Genomic DNA, 18,782 nt, shown 5'->3' with positions numbered 1-18,782 from the left:
AACCTCGGCTGAGCATGACGGTTCATCAATCCTGCCTACTCCCACCCACTGCACCTCCGAGCAAATTTCTTGCCAGATAACCTTTACAGCACAATCGTCGTGCAACAAGAGGTTGCGCGGCATGCAGGGCATTGAACCACAATCATTCGGACCGCGCTACTGTCGGCCCGGCTTGCAGGCTGCGCCTTACTCCCCCACCACCCGCAACCGCGGCTTCAGCATCTCACCCACGGCGTTGACCCCCGCCCGCAGGGGGGCGTCGATCAGGTGGGCATAGCGCTGGGTGGTGCCGATCTGGGTGTGGCCGAGGAGGCGGCCGATCATTTCCAGCGAGGCGCCGCCGGAGACCAGCAGGGACGCGAAGGTGTGGCGCAGGTCATGGATGCGGACGTCGGGGATCTGGGCCACCTTCTGCATCTTGGGCCAGAAGCGCTTTGGATCGCCGACCGGCTGGTCGGGCACGTCGCCGGGGAAGAGGAACGGGCAGCCCTTCGGCACGATTTCCCGGCGCAGGCGGATCAGGGCGACCGCCTCGTGCGAGATCGGCACGCGGTGGATGCGGCGCTGTTTGGTGTACGCGGCCTGCTTGGTCCAGATGGCAAGATCGAGGTTGAACTGGTCGAAGGTGGCGGTGCGGACCTCGCCCAGCCGGGCACCGGTCAGCATGCAGAGGCGGATGATGCTGGCGGCGCGCTGATCTTCATCGGCGGCCAGCGCCTGCGCCAGGCGTTCGATCTCTTCGAAGGACAGGAACCGATCGCGGGCGACCTCGGGGCGGCGGCGGAAGCCGAAGGCCGGGTTGTCGGTGCGCATCTTCCACAGCATGGCCAGATTGAACATCTTGCGCAGCATTTCGCCCGCGCGGTTGGCGCGCACCGGCGTGGGCTTGGGCGGGGCCAGTTTCTTGCGTCGCTTCTGGGTAGGTTTCTTCTTGGACGGGCGGGCGCGGCCCGCGGCGATCTTGGTCAGCAGGCGATCAACGTCGGTGGGCGTGATGTCGGCCACTTTGCGGTTTTTCCATTCCGGCAGAACCAGCTTTTCCAGCATGCTCTTCTGGTCTGAGGCGTTGGTCGGGGCCAGCTTCGGCAGGTGTTCTTCGATGAAGCGCTCGGCCAGTTCTTTGACCGTGGGCGCCCCGCGTGCCGCCTTGCGGGTGTCGAGGGGGTCTTCCCCGCGGTCGATTTCACGGATCAGGCGCTTGGCCTCATCCCGGGCCGCGGTGACCGACCATGTCGGCCATACCCCGATGGTAAAGCGCTTCTGCTGGCCTGCGATCCGGTAGATCAGCACGAACCCCTTGCGCCCGGTGGTATAGACGCAGAGCCCGAAGCCGGGGGTATCCTCATCGAAGAGGACGTACTTGCGGCTTCCGATTTCAGCAGCCTTTACAACGCGTTCTGAGAGTTTTGCCTTCATTCGACGCTCCTTTCACCCGCAGTCAGCGACGACCCGCGGCGCGGAGCAATGTCTCATTCGGGCCAAACCGGCGCAGAGGCGGAAACCGGCGGAAAGGTCCTGAGAATTACGCCGGTCAGAGCGGCGCTGGGCGGGGTTGGGGCTATTCGGGCTTGAGCCGTTGCCATACCACTTTGACTTTCTTCCGAATTGTGGACGGATCGGGAGGCTCACCCCAGTTCGGATCGTCCATAATCCAGTCCTCCATGTCCTGGACCAGCTCTTTCTGGGTCTCGGGCAAGCCGTGCTGGTGAATGCGGACACAGAGTTCAACGTAGAATCGCTCCCAGTTGTGGCGCGTTGGCGCCCCGGGCCCGACGACAACGCGGCGCACAAGATCATTCTCCTCTTCGAACCTCTCGACTTCGGCCAGAACCGCCATCACATCGGCGGCCATGATCCTGGCCCCGTCAGGCGGCTTGACGATCCGCAAGGGTGCGTCAGCGCCCGGAGGCGTTGCCCGGCAGATCAGCACAGAGCGCTCCGCATCGGCATAAGATCGGAACAAGGGGCGCACCTGCGATGCGCGCACGGCCGCGTATTCGGCTTCCTGGCCATCTTCGAACTCGGCTTCGGGTAAGGCCACCACCAGCTCGATCTTGCGGCCCATCGCCCACTCGATGATCTTCAGCGGCGGGGTGTCCCACCGGCTCGCCAATTCGTCGACGGTATAGAATTCCTTGGGCGGAAACCCCATCACCTGCCTCCGGTCACCGCCTTTCTTGTTGGACGCCCCAAACACAGAGGGGGCGCACCTCGCCCTTCTGGGCGCGGTGACGTTGTGGCGAATCTGTTGTGAACTGCTCCCCTTCAGATTGTCATAAACCTGTCGCCAAGCAAGCCGGTTGCAGCACGCGTTTTGCGGTTTGAACCACGGTTGAACGGGAGCGGCGTAATTCCCTTTTCCTTTCCGCCGGTTTCCGCCTCTTCGCCGGTCCCTGCCCCGTGCTTGCCTCTCCTCGCCGATGACCAGCCCCGATCCCCGGGGCGGCGGCGCGAGGAGAAACCCATGGATACCAATCCCTTGAAGGAGGCGGGCGCCGATCCGGCGCTTCTGGATGGCTGGCTTGACCGGGCGGAACTGGCCCGGCAACTGGCCCTTTCCGTCGACACGTTGCAGCGCTGGGAAACCCGGCGAGTCGGGCCGCCCTGCGTCCGCGTCGGCCGCAAAGTGCTCTACCGGAAGGAGGCCGTCCGCGACTGGCTGAAGGAGCAGGAAGCCCGCAAAACCGGCCAGCACAAGGCCGTGGCCGGGCGGCGCTGAGGTGGGGGCGCCGATGACCAAACTCACCCCCGAGGGCCGGTTTCCGGTCCCTGCCCTGATCGCCGAGGCCCAGCGCGAACTTGACCTACGGCGCCAGTTCTACTGGGCCCGGGTCCGGGCCGGAAAGATGCGCCAGGACGATGCGCATCTGCGGATCGCACTGATGGAGGCGATCGTCAAACGCCTCACGGTGACGGCAAGCTCATGAGCCATCGAGCCACCAACTGGGCGATCCAGCAGCGCGGGTTGGCGCCTGCGACCAAGCTCGTCCTCTGGCATCTCTGCGACCGGCACAACCCGGATTACGGGTGCTTCCCGTCGCAGGACCAGTTGGCGGCCGATGCCGAAATCTCCCGCGCCAGCTTGAATGTGCACCTCGACAAGCTTGAACAGGCCGGGCTGATCCGCCGCGAACGGCGCCATTCTGAGGGCGCCCATAGGCGGCAATCGACCCGGTACTTCCTGGCCTTCGAGCCGGAGTTTTCGGCGCAGGCGGAACTGCCGTTGGCGGCCGAAAACCGGCCCGACCCATGTCCAGAATGCAGACATGGTAATGGGCAAAAGCCGTGTCCAGATTTCGCGAAAAGCCATGTCCAGAATCTGGACAATAACCCTGTAAGTAAAGAACCAGTAATTACTACCGCGCGTGACGCGGGCGCGACGCGCGAGGGCCCGGCTGACGCTTCGACCTACGACGAGGGCCCCGATCTGGACGCGGCAGAGGCCGCCTGTCTTGCCGCCTGCGGCGAAGGCATGGCACCGGCAGCGCGGGCGGCGATCATTGCCACCACGGCGACGATCGGCGCTTGGTTGGCGGCGAGCTACGACCTCGAACTGGACGTCTTGCCGGTGATCGCCGAGCGCACGGCCAAGCCCCGGGGAAGCCCGATCCGGACGTGGGATTACTTTTCCCAGGCGATCGCGGCGCGCCACGCCAAGCGGATCGCCCAGGCGGCAAGGCCGAAAGGTGCTGGGGAAGCTGGCGCGGGCCCTGCCGTCACGCCCGAAGATCGACTGGCGCGTCTGGCCGCCTGGCTGAACTCGGGCGCCTATGTGCCGCCCAGCGCCGTCACGAATACCCAGCGCGACGCCCTGCTGCGGGCGGGCCTTGTCACCGAGGCCGCCCTGCGCGCCCACCAAATCTACTAGCCCTGCCCCCTGACCCGAAGGAGCCCCCATTGCGCCTGACGCCCCGCGAGATCGAGGATCGCCTCGAAGAAGCTGCCTACACCCTGCGGAACCTACCCGAGAATGACCGCCCCCGCGGTTACGGCAATTCCTGGCCGCCGGTGGTGCACGATGCCAAGCACGCCTACGGTTACACACCCGAACGCCCGATGCGGGTGATCCCCAGCGCCGCCGCCATCAGCCGGATGGAGGAATGCTTAGACTGGCTGCTGATGCTGGACCCCGAGGATGCCCGGATCGTCTGGCTCCGGGCCGAGGGCGCCCGCTGGCGGCAGGTCTGTATTCGCGCCGGGGTGGTGCGATCGACCGCCTGGCGCCGCTGGGTGGCCGCTCTTCTGACCATCTCGAAGAAGCTGGAAAAGCTCGACAAATCAAAGGGCAAAGGCAAGGGCGCAAAACCCCTCACTGCAACCACCCGCGCAACCCCGCGCGAAAGCGGCGCAGAAACCGAGGACAACCGGCCCGATCCGTCGAACTTCGGGCGCGACACTTTCCCGGGTTTTGATGCATAAAAAGGGCAAGATGGCGAAGGGTGCAGGCGACTGATCGCTTCACTCCAAGCCCTCACCCCTGCTCCCGCCGCCGCTCTTGGGCTCGGCCCCCCGCGTTAGGTTCTCCCGGAAAGGAGACGTATGCGGGGGGCCTAGGCGCGACTAACCGCTAGTGACAGAACAAAAATCTGGGTCCGCGCCTTGGGTGCGCGCTTTGGGTGCGCGGGTGCGCACCTGAGGGCGCACCGCGTACCCGGAGGCCCTCCCGCCACCACTCCCCTGCCCCACCCAGGGCATCGCGCCGCCCCATGCGGCGCCTCCGCCCCCCGTCCACCTCATCCGGCCCGGTGTTCATCACCGGGCCTTTTTTCGTTTCTGGAGCCCCCCATGAGCCACGCTGCCACCAACTGGGCCATCGCCCAGCGCGGGCTGAAGCCTGCAACCAAGATCGTCCTGTGGCTGCTCTGCGACCGCCACAACCCGGACTACGGCTGCTTTCCCACCCAGGCGCGGTTGGCCGAGGACGCAGAGATGTCCATCTCGGCCCTGAACGACCATCTGGCAACGCTGGAGCGGCTTGGCCTGATCCGCCGAATCCGCACCCACGATCCGCACACGCACCGGCGCATGCCCACGCGCTACATCCTCGGCTTCGAGAAGGGGTTTCCGCAAGACCCAACGCCGGAAAGCGGAGATGGCTTTGCGCAAAACCCAGGCGAAAATGACACCCCATCTCCGGAAAGCACAGATGGGGCCATCTCCGGATTTGCGGGCGATCCATCTCCGGATTTTGCCAAAAGCCATCTCCGGAATCCGGAGAATAACCTTGTAAGGGAACCTTTAAGTAAACCAGTAAAGGAGGAGGAGGGCGCGCAGGCGCGCGAGACCGAACTCGATCAGCTTTTCGAGGAGCTGCTGACAGCGCTAGGCCTCGATCCCGAAGGCGACCTGCCCGTTTGGTGGCAAGGCTGGCCAGCCAGGGCCCACGTGCGCCGCTGGATCGACGATCTCGGCCTGACGGAAGACCAGATCATCGAAACCGCCAGGGCAACCCGGCTGGAGCACCCTGCCCCGCCCGATGGCCCCAAGGCGCTGGACCGGGCGATGGAACGGGCTGCGAAGCATAACTCGCAAACTTCGGCGGCATCTCCGAAACCATCGAACGGCAAGCGGCAGTCCAAGCCGAGTCACGGACCCCGGCCCAGCACCGACGAGATCGCGGCCTTCTACGCCAACATGGTCAACTCGGACGGCTTCCTGCCCGCCAACACCATCAGCAACACCATCCGCGACGCCATGATGTCCCGCGGCCTCGTCACGCCGGAACGCCTGCGGGCAAGGGGAGTTCGTTGAAATCTATCGTTGCCGCCCTCGTTTCGGCCGGTTGACGACTTCTTTCGCATCGCCAAGAGCGCACGCTGTGTCCATGTCATCTAGCGTTCAGAACATAGGTGATTGCTTGAAAACCAACCAAACGATGCCGTCCATCATCAGGTCTGCGGCACAAAGAGTCGGTCACATGCCGTGCGTGTTCCACACAGGTATAACACCGACTTGGCGCGGGACATGCCCACATAAAGAGTTTCGCGATCCGCGGTCAGATTGGGGCGGTCAAAAGCCCAGAGAATGATCACGCCGCGTTCAAGCCCTTTGAACCGTGCAACTGTATCGACGGTCAGACGCCCCTTTTCGAAGTCCTCTATTCTGCCAAGCGTGGCGGTCTTGGGCAGTGGAAAACTCTTCAGCGCTCTCTCTCGCTCAAGCCGGTCGCTCGGATCGCAGAGAAGTATGGCGACATCATGCGGCTCCACCGCCTCATCGGTCAGGAGCCTTGTCACCACACCACAAATCGCCTTGGCCTGCGCAGTCAAGTCCGCAGCGACGATACATTCGACGGCGACGCCTGATATCTGGGGTGGTTCTACCGGCGCCCCCCTGTAATGTCTGTAAGCTGCGGCGTGAATGGCGTCGGTGTTTCTGCAATTCCTGTCCAGCACCATAGGCTCGCCCGGAACGGGGATGTTCGACGAGCGGCGGTAGATGTCCTGATTCTCGTCGAGGAACACGTACAGCATGGCCTCATCCGGCTTCGTCAGCATCATTTCGAGCGGGAGCCAATACTCGTCACCAAAATCCTGCGCCTCATCGACGACGATGGCATCGTAGCGAGGCCCCAGAGCATCGACGGCGTTCGCTAGTGCCAACGGCATCTGCTGTTGGAACTCATCAGCGCCCGGCAAGTCGTTTCTCGCCTCTAACAGCAAGTCGCGTCCGAGTTTTTCCTTCGCCCTCGCGATCCATCGATGGCAGACCTGATGGAATGTCGCGACATCAAGCCCTTCGATGCCGACGGACTGCTCCCGAAGATGATCCGCAAGACCGCGATTGTAGCACACCAGCAACGTTCGCAAGCCCTCGGCCGCCAAACGAGTGCCCTTCTCGCGAGCTATCAACGTTTTCCCTGTGCCAGCACCACCTGCGATCATGACGCGTCGCTGCCGCCTCAGGACATCCAGGATCGAAGCCTGCCGTTCGGTCAAGGTCAGCCTCGCCACATCTTCATCCGCGATACGTGCCGAAAGGAGGGGCCTCGTAGTGGCTGCTCGCGCGAAAAGAGCGACTAAAACGTCGACCCCGTTCCTGCCGATCGGCCTGACCGTACCATCTCCGTCCGCCCAGTAGCTGAACGCTTGATTTACCCAGGCGCTCAGCGCATTCAGGTTGCTGCGGTCGCCAATTAACTCGCCCGGAGCATCCGGACCCCTCAAGCGGTCGGCATCACCAACATCTGGAAAGAAGGCCGCGTAACCGACCACGAAACGTCCGACGGCGAGCTTCTTCCAGGCGCGACTCTCATTGATCTTCTCCAGTATTGAGAACTTTCCACGCCTGGCCTGGTCGAACGGATTCTTAATCTCGTGCTCGACCCCGTGCCTGTCTGTGGATCTCCAGATTCGGTCACGGTAATCCAGCGACACCCGTCCGCCCTTTACTTCGACGACAAGCACGCCGTGCATTGGGTGGAGGATCAGAATGTCGGTCTCCCCCTCCCTCGGGCCGGTGCCACCGGGTCGCGCTATCCACGCGACGGAGTGAAGAACCACGAACTCGGGTCCGAGCTGCTCACCTAGACTCTTGAAGAGCTCAAGCTCTGCCTTCGAGTCCGATGCCGCCCTTGTCGGTTCAGGGAAACACCTAGCCATCAGTCGATTATCTTTAGTTGGGCATTGAAGGGGAGAAAACGTTTCCCCTCTATTGTACCGAAATCTACGACGACGCTCGGTATAGCGCCGCGCGACTTGATCTCAACGATGGTACCTTTCTTCCAGAGCTTATGCTCGACCTTGAGACCTACCTTAAGGTAAACTTCCCTAGCAGACGCTCGCTCCTCGGACATTTCACGCCAATTGTGATCGAACCAGTACTCATCGACCTTGCTGAACGGGTTAGCAATGGCTGTAACCCTCTGTCGCTCCAAATCGCGCGCATGCTCAACGACATAAATCCAGAACTCCCCCGGATGCTCACGAGCCATAGAAAACTGGACTTGACTGAGCTTTATGCCGCGCTCCGTCCACTCATTCTCCAAGCCCTTTACCTCAATAAGGCGCCGCTGACCACTAGGTGACTTGGAAACGATATCAAATCCAGGATTGAAGTGCGGTTGGCGTTCCGGCACCCAGCCTCGCGCCTCTTCGTAGCTCAGGGCTGCCTTCATTGCCGCAGCATCAATCTGATCGGACAGGTCGCCAGTGCCAGATGCCACCGTGGCATCCCCCTCGCCCCTTGCGCCGCTGCGAGCGACATACGAAAGCATGCGCGAACGGCGCGCCTCACGATCTGCCACTGCCTCTTTGGCCACAGTCGTTCGAGGGCGTGAAGTGGGGCTTTGGGCTACAGAAGAGCGACTTCCAGCGGCAGACTCGACACCTGCAGTGGTCCCGATTTCGCTGCGCTCGGCACCAAATTCCTCGCGGCGTGTGGCGGAGCCATATTCGTCGTCTGCGTCGAGGTCTGTGTCTCCGGTATCATTTGAGTTGTCGTCCGGTCCGTAACCTTCCACGTCATGGATTTGACGGCCAATTAGTTCGCTGCCACCTTGGGCCCTTTCGGTTGCGGCCTCCGCTTTGTCTTTAGTGTGCGAAACACCCAGACCTTCGGCGGCAACTTCCCCTACTGAACGGTTCTGGCTTTTGAATGCCACCTCGGCGGAATCGTCGCAGTTCTCGTCTTCTTCGACCTGATCCGACCCAACCTCGTCTTGGAGTTCTTGTCCCACCTTGAACTCAACTCCAGCGTCCAACGGCGGCTTGTAGTCCGATGTCCGCAACGCTTGCTCTGCGTCGGATCGGTCACTGCAAGACATGATGTACGCCGCCGTAAGACACAGCGGACGAATGTCCGTGGCCGGACAGTGCCGCTCGACCGCTGCAAAGATGGCCCGGAAAGCGGCTACCCAGTCTGGATACCCATTAGGTGCCTTGAGATGGAGAATGGCAGTTTCCTGGTCAAGAAAGGCGGGTGCTTCTGATGGCAGCGAGCGGACGGGGGGTTCGAACACGTCAATCTCGGCATTCACTAGCAACCTCTTGGAAAAACTGATCTCTAGGCGCTGCAACAGACTGTTCATGGCAACGAGGGTCGCCCTGTTTGGTGCCAACCAAAGCAGCAAATCGATGCGCGTTCGAAGTAACTCAGTGGCGCCAGGGGCTTGGTTCCCATCTGGAGGCTCCGCAAGACGAAACTGAGCGATGTCCGAGAGCGCCAAGATGTCTAGGCGCTTCAGGAGCCGTGTTGAGGCCGAACGGCTCGTGTCCAATCGGAAAAGCCGGTGGTTCAGTTCTGACCCAAACGCGTCTGCCAAATGCTGCGAGTCCAGCCAAATTGCATCATCCGTAAACATCGGATCGCCGTCGACGTTGAGGAATGCAGCCTCCCCGGCAAGAAGGTCGACGGCCTCAGTAGCGCCCTCGTCCTCACGTTCGAGAGCCTCGGCAGTTGCTGCGAGGCAGCGGCCGTGAACGGCGATATCAGCGATCGATACTTCGTGGCCACTGGCGATCTTAAGTGCCAGCGCTGAGTAGTGGCGCGGCTCAGGGGAGTCGACGACCCCTAGTCGCCGATAGAGTTGGTCGCGCTGGCGCATTCGGTTGCTCGCCGAGTGCCAGTATCCCCCAAAAGGCGGCGGCTCCCAGAACACCTCCTCGGCACTGATGAACCCGACATCTGAGAAATGGATGAATTCGGTTCCAACGAGTCGGTCAATACAACCGGCATCGTCCTTCTCCAAACGCTCACTGAGGATCTGGTAGGTGAAGTCGTGAACTGGCAGGCCCGATGCCATGCATTGCTCGAGATGTGCCACGATGGTCTCTGTCGGAGGCTCCGATGGCATGCCGATCAAGTCGAGAAATTCGTTGACCACGGACGTCGACTGGCGGAGAGCCGTCATCTCCACGACCGGCACCTGCGAGGCAAAGCCAGCAGCTCGTCCGGCCCTATAGACACTGGTTGGGGTATACAGCTGACCCTTGTCCAACGCCCCGTCCGCAATTGCTGTCAGAAAGAAGATCTCGCTCAGACCGCTCAGTACCAATCGATCATCGTCGTCGAAATGGCTCCACCGGTCTAGGACGTGCTTGATGATGCGAGTCGTCCCTTTGACGACTTCATCAAGGCCAGCGCCTGACTCCGCGAGCGTTTCTATGCGATCGACGATGTGCTGCGGCGCTACCGAGAACGGCATCCCCAGCCTCTCGAGGAGGTCTTTTGCGCGGGCGACCTCAGGGAACCAGCTTTCGTCCACCCATAGGGCTGGCTCATCGCCAAGGATCAATGAGAGCGGCGCAGTCCAAAAATATGCTTGGCTGGCCATCACGAACTCACCGGCCCGTGTTCGGACGAACGGGATCTTGGCCAGGGCCCGAAGGGTCCCGTCCTCATCCAATTGCGACCGGTGGTTCAGTACCTCCGTCATTAGTTGGCGGTACTCTTCGCGTGTCAGATCGTCCCCGAGCAGCGCTTCTAGATGATCCTCCACATAACGCCGGAATGTAAGGACATCGACATCCAAAACCTCTTTCGCAAATTCCCACGTTCCCGGCGCGAACAAGTCCACATCGACGACCTGGAAATGCCCAACCGGGTCACGAAAACCTCCAGGCAGTTGGCCGCGTGAAGGGCTGACGAACTCGGACCGCGTCCGAAGAATGGGGACATCCCGCAAGGTCTCTGCTACGTCGTCGTTGCCCCGATCCCGCGGAAACGCAGTAAGCAGCCCGTAGAACCGGCGGATGTCGCTCTCGGCCAGTCCAATGACCGCCTCCGCAGAAGCTTCATCCGAGATCACTTTTGCCAAATCGACGGACAGATCATCCAGCAGGTACTCCTTCACAAGGGCAGAAAGGTTAGGGAATGACAGAACGTCAGGGTGCGCCACCCGGCATGTTGGAATGACCTTGAGGAGTTCTCTTACGAACACGCCTGCGGGGATTTTGCGTGCACCATTGGCGCTGACCGGCCGTTTCTCGACGTCGAGAAGGACCTCAACTGCCTTCAGTCTCGCAAGTACCGTCTGCAGTCCGCTTCGGTCTTTGGACGCTCCAATGAGCAGGTCGATGGCAGGCCAAAGCCTTGGTAGGAAGCCAGATCCACCCTCAGCCTGCCTTCCTTCTTCGAGAGCCGTCACCACTACGGATAGCCTCAGTTGTTGCGATCCAACACTGCTGAGCACTGTCCAAAATGGCCGAATATCTCCGTGAATGAGCGGTAGGCCCAGTTCTGCGATCGCATCCTGATCTAGGGTTGTCATATCCTCTGGCGGCAATGCTGCTTGGTTCGGCAAGCACCATGTACCTCGCGTACTCCACACCGAAGGGGTGACCGAGACGACCTTGCTCAACTTCTCCCAGAATGCACTGAACGCTTTTTCGGTCCTTCTCTGAAAGGCAGCTAGAGCGAGTGTCCAAAGCCGGGTCGGACCGAGCAAATCGCGCAAACGAACAAAGTTCTCCGCAAGCGCTGCCGCTGCAGCCGCGATCAGCGCCTCATTCCAGTACCGGTCGTGTTGCTCCCCTTCCAAAACAATTGCTTGGCGACTCGCGTGGGGGAAAAAGTCGCCATTAACGTGGACAGGCATGCCTGTCGTCTGGCGTGTTGGGAGATAAGCGTAAAGCAAGCCCTCGATCGTTTCTGATGTTAAAGGAACCGCCACGCTGACCTTCGTGGCGCGCTCGAGACGATTCAGTGCCTCGTATTTCTCGCGCAGGCCTAGTTCCACGAGGATATCGTCGGCGGTTCGCGAGAGCAGCAGCCAGTGCTGAAGGTCACCGGACGGCTTGAAATCGAGCATCACTTCTTCTGCAGATCTATCGATAGCAACCTCGACCACAATCTCCCCGTTACGCCGAAGCTCCACTCGACTCAGGTGCCTAAGAAAAAGAAGGCTGCTCTTCAAAACCTGCCCGATTTCGACAACAACCTTGTCTGCCACGTCGGGCGGTGTTGGCGAGGCGTTCAGCCCGGTCCGTACCTCCGATGCGGTCAACGCCCAAGGCAAGACGAACTGGGTGCCATGGAAATGCGGAATTTCATTCCTCATGACCTCTTGAGTTTGCGGATTCAACTGCAGCTCTATGGCACCAGATCGAATCGTTGGAGTATCAGTAATCTGATACACCGATACAAAGCCAATTCCGAACCTACCGATCTGGTCCTGATCTTGAATCTTGCTTCGGCTGCCCATTTCGGCGATCGCATGGAAGTTGCAAGGGCGATGCAGACCTTTAGGGTCTCCGCTCTTGCGCCATGGGCACTCTGGATCGTGCATCCCACAGCTTGAAAAAGTTGCTCCATTCTCGACGACCAATGCTTCATCGCGCGCATCGAAGGAGAGGTTCGTCGCCCCCGCATCGTCAGCATTCTGGATGAGCTCCAGTGCCATGATGCCGTAGCCTTGGAGCCCCTTCAGCGCCTGCTCGATGTTTCCCAGCAGGTTCGCACGATATGGGATGGACCGCCCAAGTGGAGCAGACGCCCGGTGCGATGCGACATCGGTATTCGGCGACTCTTGACTGTCTGCCTGCGGGATTTTTTCGTTCAACAACAAGCCTCCAAAGTTTAAACAACCGTAACGCCCGCCCCGTTCATCGGGAAGGCACTTTGATAATCAGTGGGTCGCAGACTCTCGGCAACCTTCATCCTCCGGCAGCTGTGTGCCTGCAATCGGAATAGTTGATTGTGGTAGTCCCGCGACAAGGGGGGATAGAGCTTCTCCGCTCCGAACAGGTCGCTCGTGCCCGCCTCAACGACCGTTAGTTCTGCGACAAAGACCACCGAAGCGGGGGCTCATCCGCCAACACTGGTGACAAAGGGAGCGCCCTCCCGGGCTTCGATCGCCAGCACAGCGAGGTCGCGGTATCGGGCCAACGCCTTCGGGCTGGAAGAGACCGGATTGATTGGAATGGCGCGCAACCCGGTGGCATCCGCCTTTCCGGCCATCTCCACCAGCGCGGCGAGCTTGGCGCGGAAGCGAGCATGGGTCGCGGCGGAGAAATCGGGAGGAGGGGGCAGTTCGCCTTCTCTGGCCTTGGCCTCGAGGTCGGCATCCCGGCGGCGACGCGGGGCGCTGGACGCGGCGGCGGGTTCGGCCTCGGCAATCGGGGCAGGTTCTTGGGCCGGTTCCGGCGCGAACCGGGGCGGCACCGGTTCTACCGGGGCCTGCGGCTCGCAGGTGTCGATTTCAGCCACTAGCCGCCCCTCGGCGGTCTCGAAGCCCGGAGCGGTCAGGATCGCCTTGACCGCCTTGGGGGCGCGATCGGCACCGATCTTGGCGGCCAGTAGCCGCTCGAACCGTTCGGCGGCGGCGGCCACGCTGGCGCTGCGCCCCAAGGGGGCCTCGCTCAGGCGCTGGGCGAGGCGGTTGATCTGGACGGCGGAGAGGTTGGTGAACATCGGGGCCTCCTTCACGCGTTCTTGATGTGGGCGGAGCGGCCTTCGGCGGTGACCGCGTAGATCATCGTGCGGCTGTCGCCGAAGGTTGCGGCAAAAGCCTCGGCCTGATCGATCCCATCGAACCGGGCGCGGATGCGGGTCGCGGGTTTCGACCCGCGGCAGGCGATGAAATGGTCGGCGGCGGCGAGGCAATTGGCCTCAAAGCCGGTCATCGGGGTAGTCTTGGCGGGCATCGGAAACCTCCGTTTCAAGGTGTCGCAGACATTGCCGAGACCATCCGAAGAGCAAGTCCAAATCACTGACTTAATTGGATAATGTCGCAAGATGGGGCTGTCGCGGCGCGCCTATGCCGCCTTGCGCGGGGTGCATGAAAGTGCTGTGCGCTAGGCCATCGCCGCGGGGCGGATCAGGATTGAAGCGCGGTTTCGAAGCTGTCCGTCGATGGCAGTATCAGAAGCCCCGATAGCGAGGACGCTGCTGCCTTCTCAACCCTGAAGGCGGCAGAGACACTTCATAAGCCACAGCACTGCAATGGGCTGTGGCTTGCAACGTTGCATCTGCCAAGCAGCGGTAGCCCTATTCGGACACCGCCTCTGCGATCACGGTAGACAACTCGCTTCCAACCCTCAGGAAACCCAAGAGCCGGGCGATTGCGCGGATGAGGTCATCACCATCAACGTCTCCGCTTTCCTGACGCACGAGTGCCGCGGCCGCCACGATCTCGCATGTCGGAATATAGGCAGCCTTCAGCAAGCTGCCTGTTTCGGCCGAACGGTCCCTGACAGGCGGGGCCGCTGCCTGCGCCTGCGTCATGAGGAAAGAACCGTCCTGGATCAGGATGGGGTCCTGCCGGAGTGCTTGCCGGACTGCCCTGCCAGTCGCCTCGACAATCCGGCTGCCCGCCTTGGTCTTGCCGAAGGCCGTCGTGATCCGGCGGGCGACCTCGTCGATATGGATCGGGCCTTCGATGACCACGATCTTGCTCACCAACTCTGCGAGTTGGGCGACTGGAGCCTCATGCGGCTCGACGGTAGATCGGACCGTAAGCTCGGCCCGGACATAAGCAGGCATCTTGAGGGTCAGGTGATCGATGTCTAACGGCCCCGGCTCGGGTTCGGCAGGTGCCTCGATCTGGGGACGCGCACTGGCATGATTGGCGCCGCGCACGCGGATGCCGGTCTCGATCTGTTCGCGCGCACGCTCCAGCGCAGCCTTCAGCCGTTCGATCTCGCGCTTGCGGTGATGGAACCAGTCGGTGCTCCAGATCCGATGGAAGCGCCAACCGAGGTTTTCCAGGATGTCCTGCCGCAGCCTGTCGCGTTCCCGCGCCCACAGGGCGCTGTGATAGGCGGCACCGTCGCATTCCACCGCGACCAGATACTGCCCCGGCCGGTCCGGGTGGCGCACGCCAATGTCGATGCGGAACCCTGCACTGCCGACCTGTGTGTCCGCCAGAAACCCAAGCGAGGTGATGACTGCGGCCACATCCTCCTCAAACGGGCTATCAGCTTCTAGCCCGGTGGGCGCGCGAACGTCCATGATCCCGGTCTTGGCATAGTCGAGGAAGCGCTTCAGCACGCGCGGCCCATCGCGGCTGACGCGCGACGGGTCGATATCGCCCGGATCGAAAGAGGCGAAAACCTCGCACCGGACGCGGGCGCGCGAGAAGAGAACATTTAGTCGCCGCTCGCCGCCCTCCCCATTCACCGGGCCGAAGGACATGGAGGGCAGCCGCCCGCCCGGTTCCTGCGGGCCGTAGCCAACGGAAATCAGGATCACGTCGCGCTCGTCGCCCTGCACATTCTCGATGTTCTTGACAAAGACGTCCTCAGATTTGCCCTCACGCAGGTAGGCGTCCAGAACCGGGTCGCGGCGGCGGTGCAGTTCCAGCACCTCGGTCAGCATGTCGGCCTGGGCCTTGGAAAAGGCCACGGCACCGAGCGACAGGTCGGGCCAGGCGCGGGCATGGTCAGCCATCGCCTTGACCACCGCCTCGGCCTCGATGCGGTTGGTCCCTTGCCGCCCAAGGCCGCTTCCGCCGCGCGCATAGACGCCCGGCACCCGACGGAACTTCAGCCCATAGTCCGGGTCAAGCTGGAGGGGCGATGGCGGCAGGACCAGCCCGTCGCCGTAGAATTCGGCGTTCGACACCCGGATCAGCGAGGGATCGCGCGACCGGTAGTGCCATTCGAGCATGCGCTGCCGCAGCCCCCGCGCCTCGCACAGCGACAGGATGCTTTCCATATCGGCGGCGGTGGCGCCGACGGGAGCCTCCTCGTCCTCGTCGTTCTCCTCCACATCATCGACAAGGCGGTCGAAGAAGGACGTAGGCGGAAGCTGTTTCTGATCGCCGACCACGACAATCTGCCGGGCGCGTGCAATCACGCCCAGCGCATCCTCGGGCCGGATCTGCGAGGCCTCGTCGATCACCAAAAGATCGAAGGTCACGCAGCCCGGCGGCAAGAACTGCGCGACAGAGATCGGGCTCATCAGCATCACGGGCTTGATCCGCTGAACCATAGAACCTGCGTTCTTCATCACCCAGCGGATCGGCTTATGCCCCTTCTTGCGCCCAATCTCGCCCCGGATCACACCCATCTCGCCCACCGTGCCGCGCGGCATCTGGGCAAAGTGGTTCGACAGGATCAGCGTCTTGGTCGCCTCGATCCGGTCCTTTTCCAGATCGCGGAACAACGTGACCAGTTCGTGCCGGTCAAGTTGCGGCAAAAGGTTCAGATCAGGGCGGGCGGTTCGAGCGGCATTCCAACGCGCCTCGGCGCAGGCATAGGCGAACTCCTGTTCGGCCCGCTCCGGTTCCACCCGGCCCTCGGAGACCGCATCCACGATGCTGCCAGCCCCCGCGCCCACAGCCGCGGCGATGGACCGGGCAAGCCCTGCCCAGTCCCCGTAACGCGACGGATCGGCCGCCATCTGCGCAAAGGCGGCCCGCAGTTCGCCGAGAGGCGATGTGTCGATGTCCACCCCAAGCCCGGCCTGTGGTAGATCAAGCCGCAACCTGGCAATCGGGGCCGCGATGCGGTCGTGGCACGCCGTGATGCGCGCCGTCAGGTCCGCAGCCGCGCGCCCCGGATCGGGCAGCGCGCCCAGCGACGCGACAAGCTGCGCGGCAGTGTTGAACGCCCCTGCCCGCCGCACCGCCGCCAGCCAATGCGCTGCAGCCTGAACCTCGGCAAAGGACGTACGTTCGCCGCGCCATTCGGGGCCAAGGGTGGCTTGCAGCCAAGGCTCCTCCTCAGCCAGCCGCGCTCGGCGAGCCTGCACGTCAGCTAGTTGGTCAAGAAGGGCCAACCGCTCAGACGGGGGCTTCGGCAAGGCGCCAGTCAGAAGGCTTGCCAACTTGGCTGATGCCCGGCGATAGCCGCCAAAGAGGCGCGAAAAGAACGAGGCCTGCCCGCGCACCAGCGCCGGGCGCAACGCGGCTAGGTTGGTGCTCCAGGCGGGGGCTGCAAACTGCGCCTGCGCCGCCTTATGCGCCGCGGCCCAATCAGCCCCTGCACCCAGCGCTTCAGCCAGGCGCGGATGGGCGGCATGATCGAACAGGGTCGGGATCAGGGCAGTCGCGCCGGGCGGTTGGCTTGCCAGCGACCTCAGCCCGGCGGTCAGCGCGGCCGCGTCGGACAGGGACTGCGGAACGGGAAGATGAAGGGCCTGCGAAATCCGCGCAGCCTCGGCCTGCACGGCATCTATGTCCGCCAGCGCGGTGGCGAGTTCGCCCTCCAGCCGGGCGAGGTCGGTCGGTTGGAGATCAAGCGCGGTCGTGCCGCGATAGGGATGATCCTCTGGCGAACCCACACGGCCCAGCGCCGTCACGAACCCGGCGATGGCCCCCAGCGCTCGGGTGCGCGCCGCAGGGTCCAACGCGGCCAGCCCATCCAGCGGGATCGAAGGGGGCGGTGCCCCCTTGCCGATATGGCCCACGATTTCCGAAATTGCACGGAACGGCGTCTCGGCGGTCGGCGGCAAGGGATCGTGCAGCAAGGCCGCGATCTGGTTCAACTGATCGCGCGTTGCGCGCAGCCGTGCCGGGTCCGCCGCGCCGGGCAGGGCCTTGGCACTGGCCATCAGGGTCCGGCCCAGTTCCTGCGCCAGCGCCTTCTTGTTGGCCGTGCGGGAATGAAGTTCGAGGCAGATATCCCGCAGTCCCGCCCGCACAAGCCGGTCATGTACCACTGACAGCGCTGCCATCTTTTCGGCCACGAACAGCACCGACTTGCCGTCATGCGCCGCCGCCGCGATCAGGTTGGTGATGGTCTGGCTTTTCCCCGTTCCGGGCGGCCCCTGCACCACAAGGCTCGCACCACGACGCACTTCCTCGATCACCTTGGTCTGGCTGGCATCCGCGTCGATCACCTGGATGATCTGCGCCGGGTCCAGAATGTCGTCCAGCTTGTCGTCCGGGCCAAAGATCGGCGCATCTTCTTCGAACCCTTCGGCCAGTAACCCGCGCAAGAGATCGCTTTCCGCAAAGGCATTCACCGGCCAGGTGCCTGGGTCCAGATCGCGGTGCATCAAGAGCTTGGCAAAGGAAAAGAACCCAAGTTGCATCCCGTCGCCGTCGATCGACCATCCGGGCTTGCCCGCGATCACATCCTGAACTTTGGCGAAGTAGTCTGACGGTGCCCAATCCTCGGCCTCTTCCACTTCGGGAAGCTGGAGTCCAAAATCCTGCCGCAGGCGTTCCTGCAGCGGCAGGTTGGTCGAGATATCATCCTCGCGTGTCTGAATGTCGTAGGTCGAAGTGCGTTCGTTCCGCACCAGTTGCACCGGAAGCAACACCAGCGGGGACTCGCGCACCACTTCGGACGACGGGCTTTCGCGCCAGCGCAGGAACCCGATGGCGAGGTAGAGAATGTTGAGACCCTGTTCCTCCTCCGCCGTGCGCGCATCCGTCGCCAGACGCAGCAAGCGGCGAGCCAGGGCCTCTGGCCCTAGCGGCACCTCGAGGAAGCTGTCAGTGACCCGATCGGAGGTTGACGGCAGATCAGCCTTAGGCAGGGCCAGCAGCATCTCCTGTCCTCCGGCCGTCTTGTCCTTGCCCAGGGCCTTGAACCGCATCTTGCGGCCGTTGACCCGCAGTATGGAAAAGACCTCGTCGGCATGTTCGTTGATCACGTTCAGACAATTGGCACGGGAATTGGCGCGGTTGACGTGCACCAGCCGGTTCCGGGTGCCGGTATCCAGAAGCTTGCGGCGCGCGGCCTCGAGAACCTTGGAAACAGTTTTCTCTTTATTTTCAAACATCACATTCGTTCCGGTTGCGCCAAATCCATTTGGGCGCGAAGCTGCCTCAGGTGTCAAGGCATGGCCGGTCTGCCTTAGTGGGGGAATCAGTTGATAAGTAGGTCATTTGGGTTTTCGAGATTGGTTTTCATTGCACCCGCACGGCCCGGAACTCTCCCTTTAGCTGGCGG

General features: G+C 62.5%; 12 protein-coding genes. 5 read left to right on the top strand and 7 right to left on the bottom strand.

Features of this window, described 5'->3' with window-relative positions:
- Nucleotides 1-186 precede the first annotated feature (186 nt).
- Nucleotides 187-1,416, bottom strand: coding sequence for a tyrosine-type recombinase/integrase (locus ACSBLW_RS00115; RefSeq protein WP_435258229.1), 1,230 nt, complete (start codon nt 1,414-1,416; stop codon nt 187-189).
- A 142-nt stretch (nt 1,417-1,558) separates the two neighbouring features.
- Entirely contained in the window at nt 1,559-2,152 is a 594-nt protein-coding gene (locus ACSBLW_RS00110) for a hypothetical protein (protein WP_435258228.1), read from the bottom strand.
- Between the two features lie 312 nt (nt 2,153-2,464).
- Between ACSBLW_RS00110 and ACSBLW_RS00105 the strand changes: the two genes are divergently transcribed.
- The 5 genes from ACSBLW_RS00105 (at nt 2,465) to ACSBLW_RS00085 (ending at nt 5,751) form a co-directional block, all read left to right on the top strand.
- The gene (locus ACSBLW_RS00105) at nt 2,465-2,719 is read left to right on the top strand and encodes a helix-turn-helix transcriptional regulator (RefSeq protein ID WP_435257264.1); all 255 of its coding nucleotides are present in this window, start codon (nt 2,465-2,467) and stop codon (nt 2,717-2,719) included.
- A 13-nt stretch (nt 2,720-2,732) separates the two neighbouring features.
- Nucleotides 2,733-2,927, top strand: a complete 195-nt coding sequence (locus ACSBLW_RS00100) for a hypothetical protein (RefSeq protein WP_435258227.1) — start codon at nt 2,733-2,735, stop codon at nt 2,925-2,927.
- A complete protein-coding gene (locus ACSBLW_RS00095; protein ID WP_435258226.1) occupies nt 2,924-3,868 on the top strand; it encodes a helix-turn-helix domain-containing protein in 945 nt (314 codons plus the stop codon). The genes ACSBLW_RS00100 and ACSBLW_RS00095 overlap by 4 nt, the downstream gene beginning before the upstream one ends.
- Nucleotides 3,869-3,897: 29 nt before the next feature.
- Entirely contained in the window at nt 3,898-4,419 is a 522-nt protein-coding gene (locus tag ACSBLW_RS00090) for a DUF6362 family protein (RefSeq protein ID WP_435258225.1), read from the top strand.
- Nucleotides 4,420-4,785: 366 nt separating this feature from the next.
- A complete protein-coding gene (locus tag ACSBLW_RS00085) occupies nt 4,786-5,751 on the top strand; it encodes a helix-turn-helix domain-containing protein (RefSeq protein WP_435258224.1) in 966 nt (321 codons plus the stop codon).
- Between the two features lie 137 nt (nt 5,752-5,888).
- Here the strand turns inward: ACSBLW_RS00085 and ACSBLW_RS00080 are convergent, their stop codons facing one another.
- The 5 genes from ACSBLW_RS00080 to ACSBLW_RS00060 all read right to left on the bottom strand — a co-directional run bounded on the left by ACSBLW_RS00080 (nt 5,889) and on the right by ACSBLW_RS00060 (nt 18,612).
- Nucleotides 5,889-7,601 (bottom strand): UvrD-helicase domain-containing protein, encoded by a 1,713-nt coding sequence (locus ACSBLW_RS00080; RefSeq protein ID WP_435258223.1) that lies wholly within the window; start codon nt 7,599-7,601, stop codon nt 5,889-5,891.
- Nucleotides 7,601-12,499: a DUF3883 domain-containing protein gene (locus ACSBLW_RS00075; protein ID WP_435258222.1), complete on the bottom strand. Its 4,899-nt coding sequence runs from the start codon at nt 12,497-12,499 to the stop codon at nt 7,601-7,603. Before ACSBLW_RS00075 ends, ACSBLW_RS00080 begins: the two co-directional genes overlap by 1 nt.
- Before the next feature lie 245 nt (nt 12,500-12,744).
- Nucleotides 12,745-13,350, bottom strand: a complete 606-nt coding sequence (locus ACSBLW_RS00070; protein ID WP_435258221.1) for a hypothetical protein — start codon at nt 13,348-13,350, stop codon at nt 12,745-12,747.
- 11 nt (nt 13,351-13,361) lie between these two features.
- Nucleotides 13,362-13,583: a hypothetical protein gene (locus ACSBLW_RS00065; RefSeq protein ID WP_435258220.1), complete on the bottom strand. Its 222-nt coding sequence runs from the start codon at nt 13,581-13,583 to the stop codon at nt 13,362-13,364.
- Nucleotides 13,584-13,926: 343 nt separating this feature from the next.
- Entirely contained in the window at nt 13,927-18,612 is a 4,686-nt protein-coding gene (locus ACSBLW_RS00060; protein WP_435258219.1) for a DUF3320 domain-containing protein, read from the bottom strand.
- Nucleotides 18,613-18,782 lie beyond the last annotated feature (170 nt).

The organism is Thioclava sp. FR2 (assembly GCF_051200875.1).
GTDB lineage: Bacteria > Pseudomonadota > Alphaproteobacteria > Rhodobacterales > Rhodobacteraceae > Pseudotabrizicola.
Note: the sequence above shows the minus strand (reverse complement) of the source record. Positions and strands in the feature narration are given on the sequence as shown.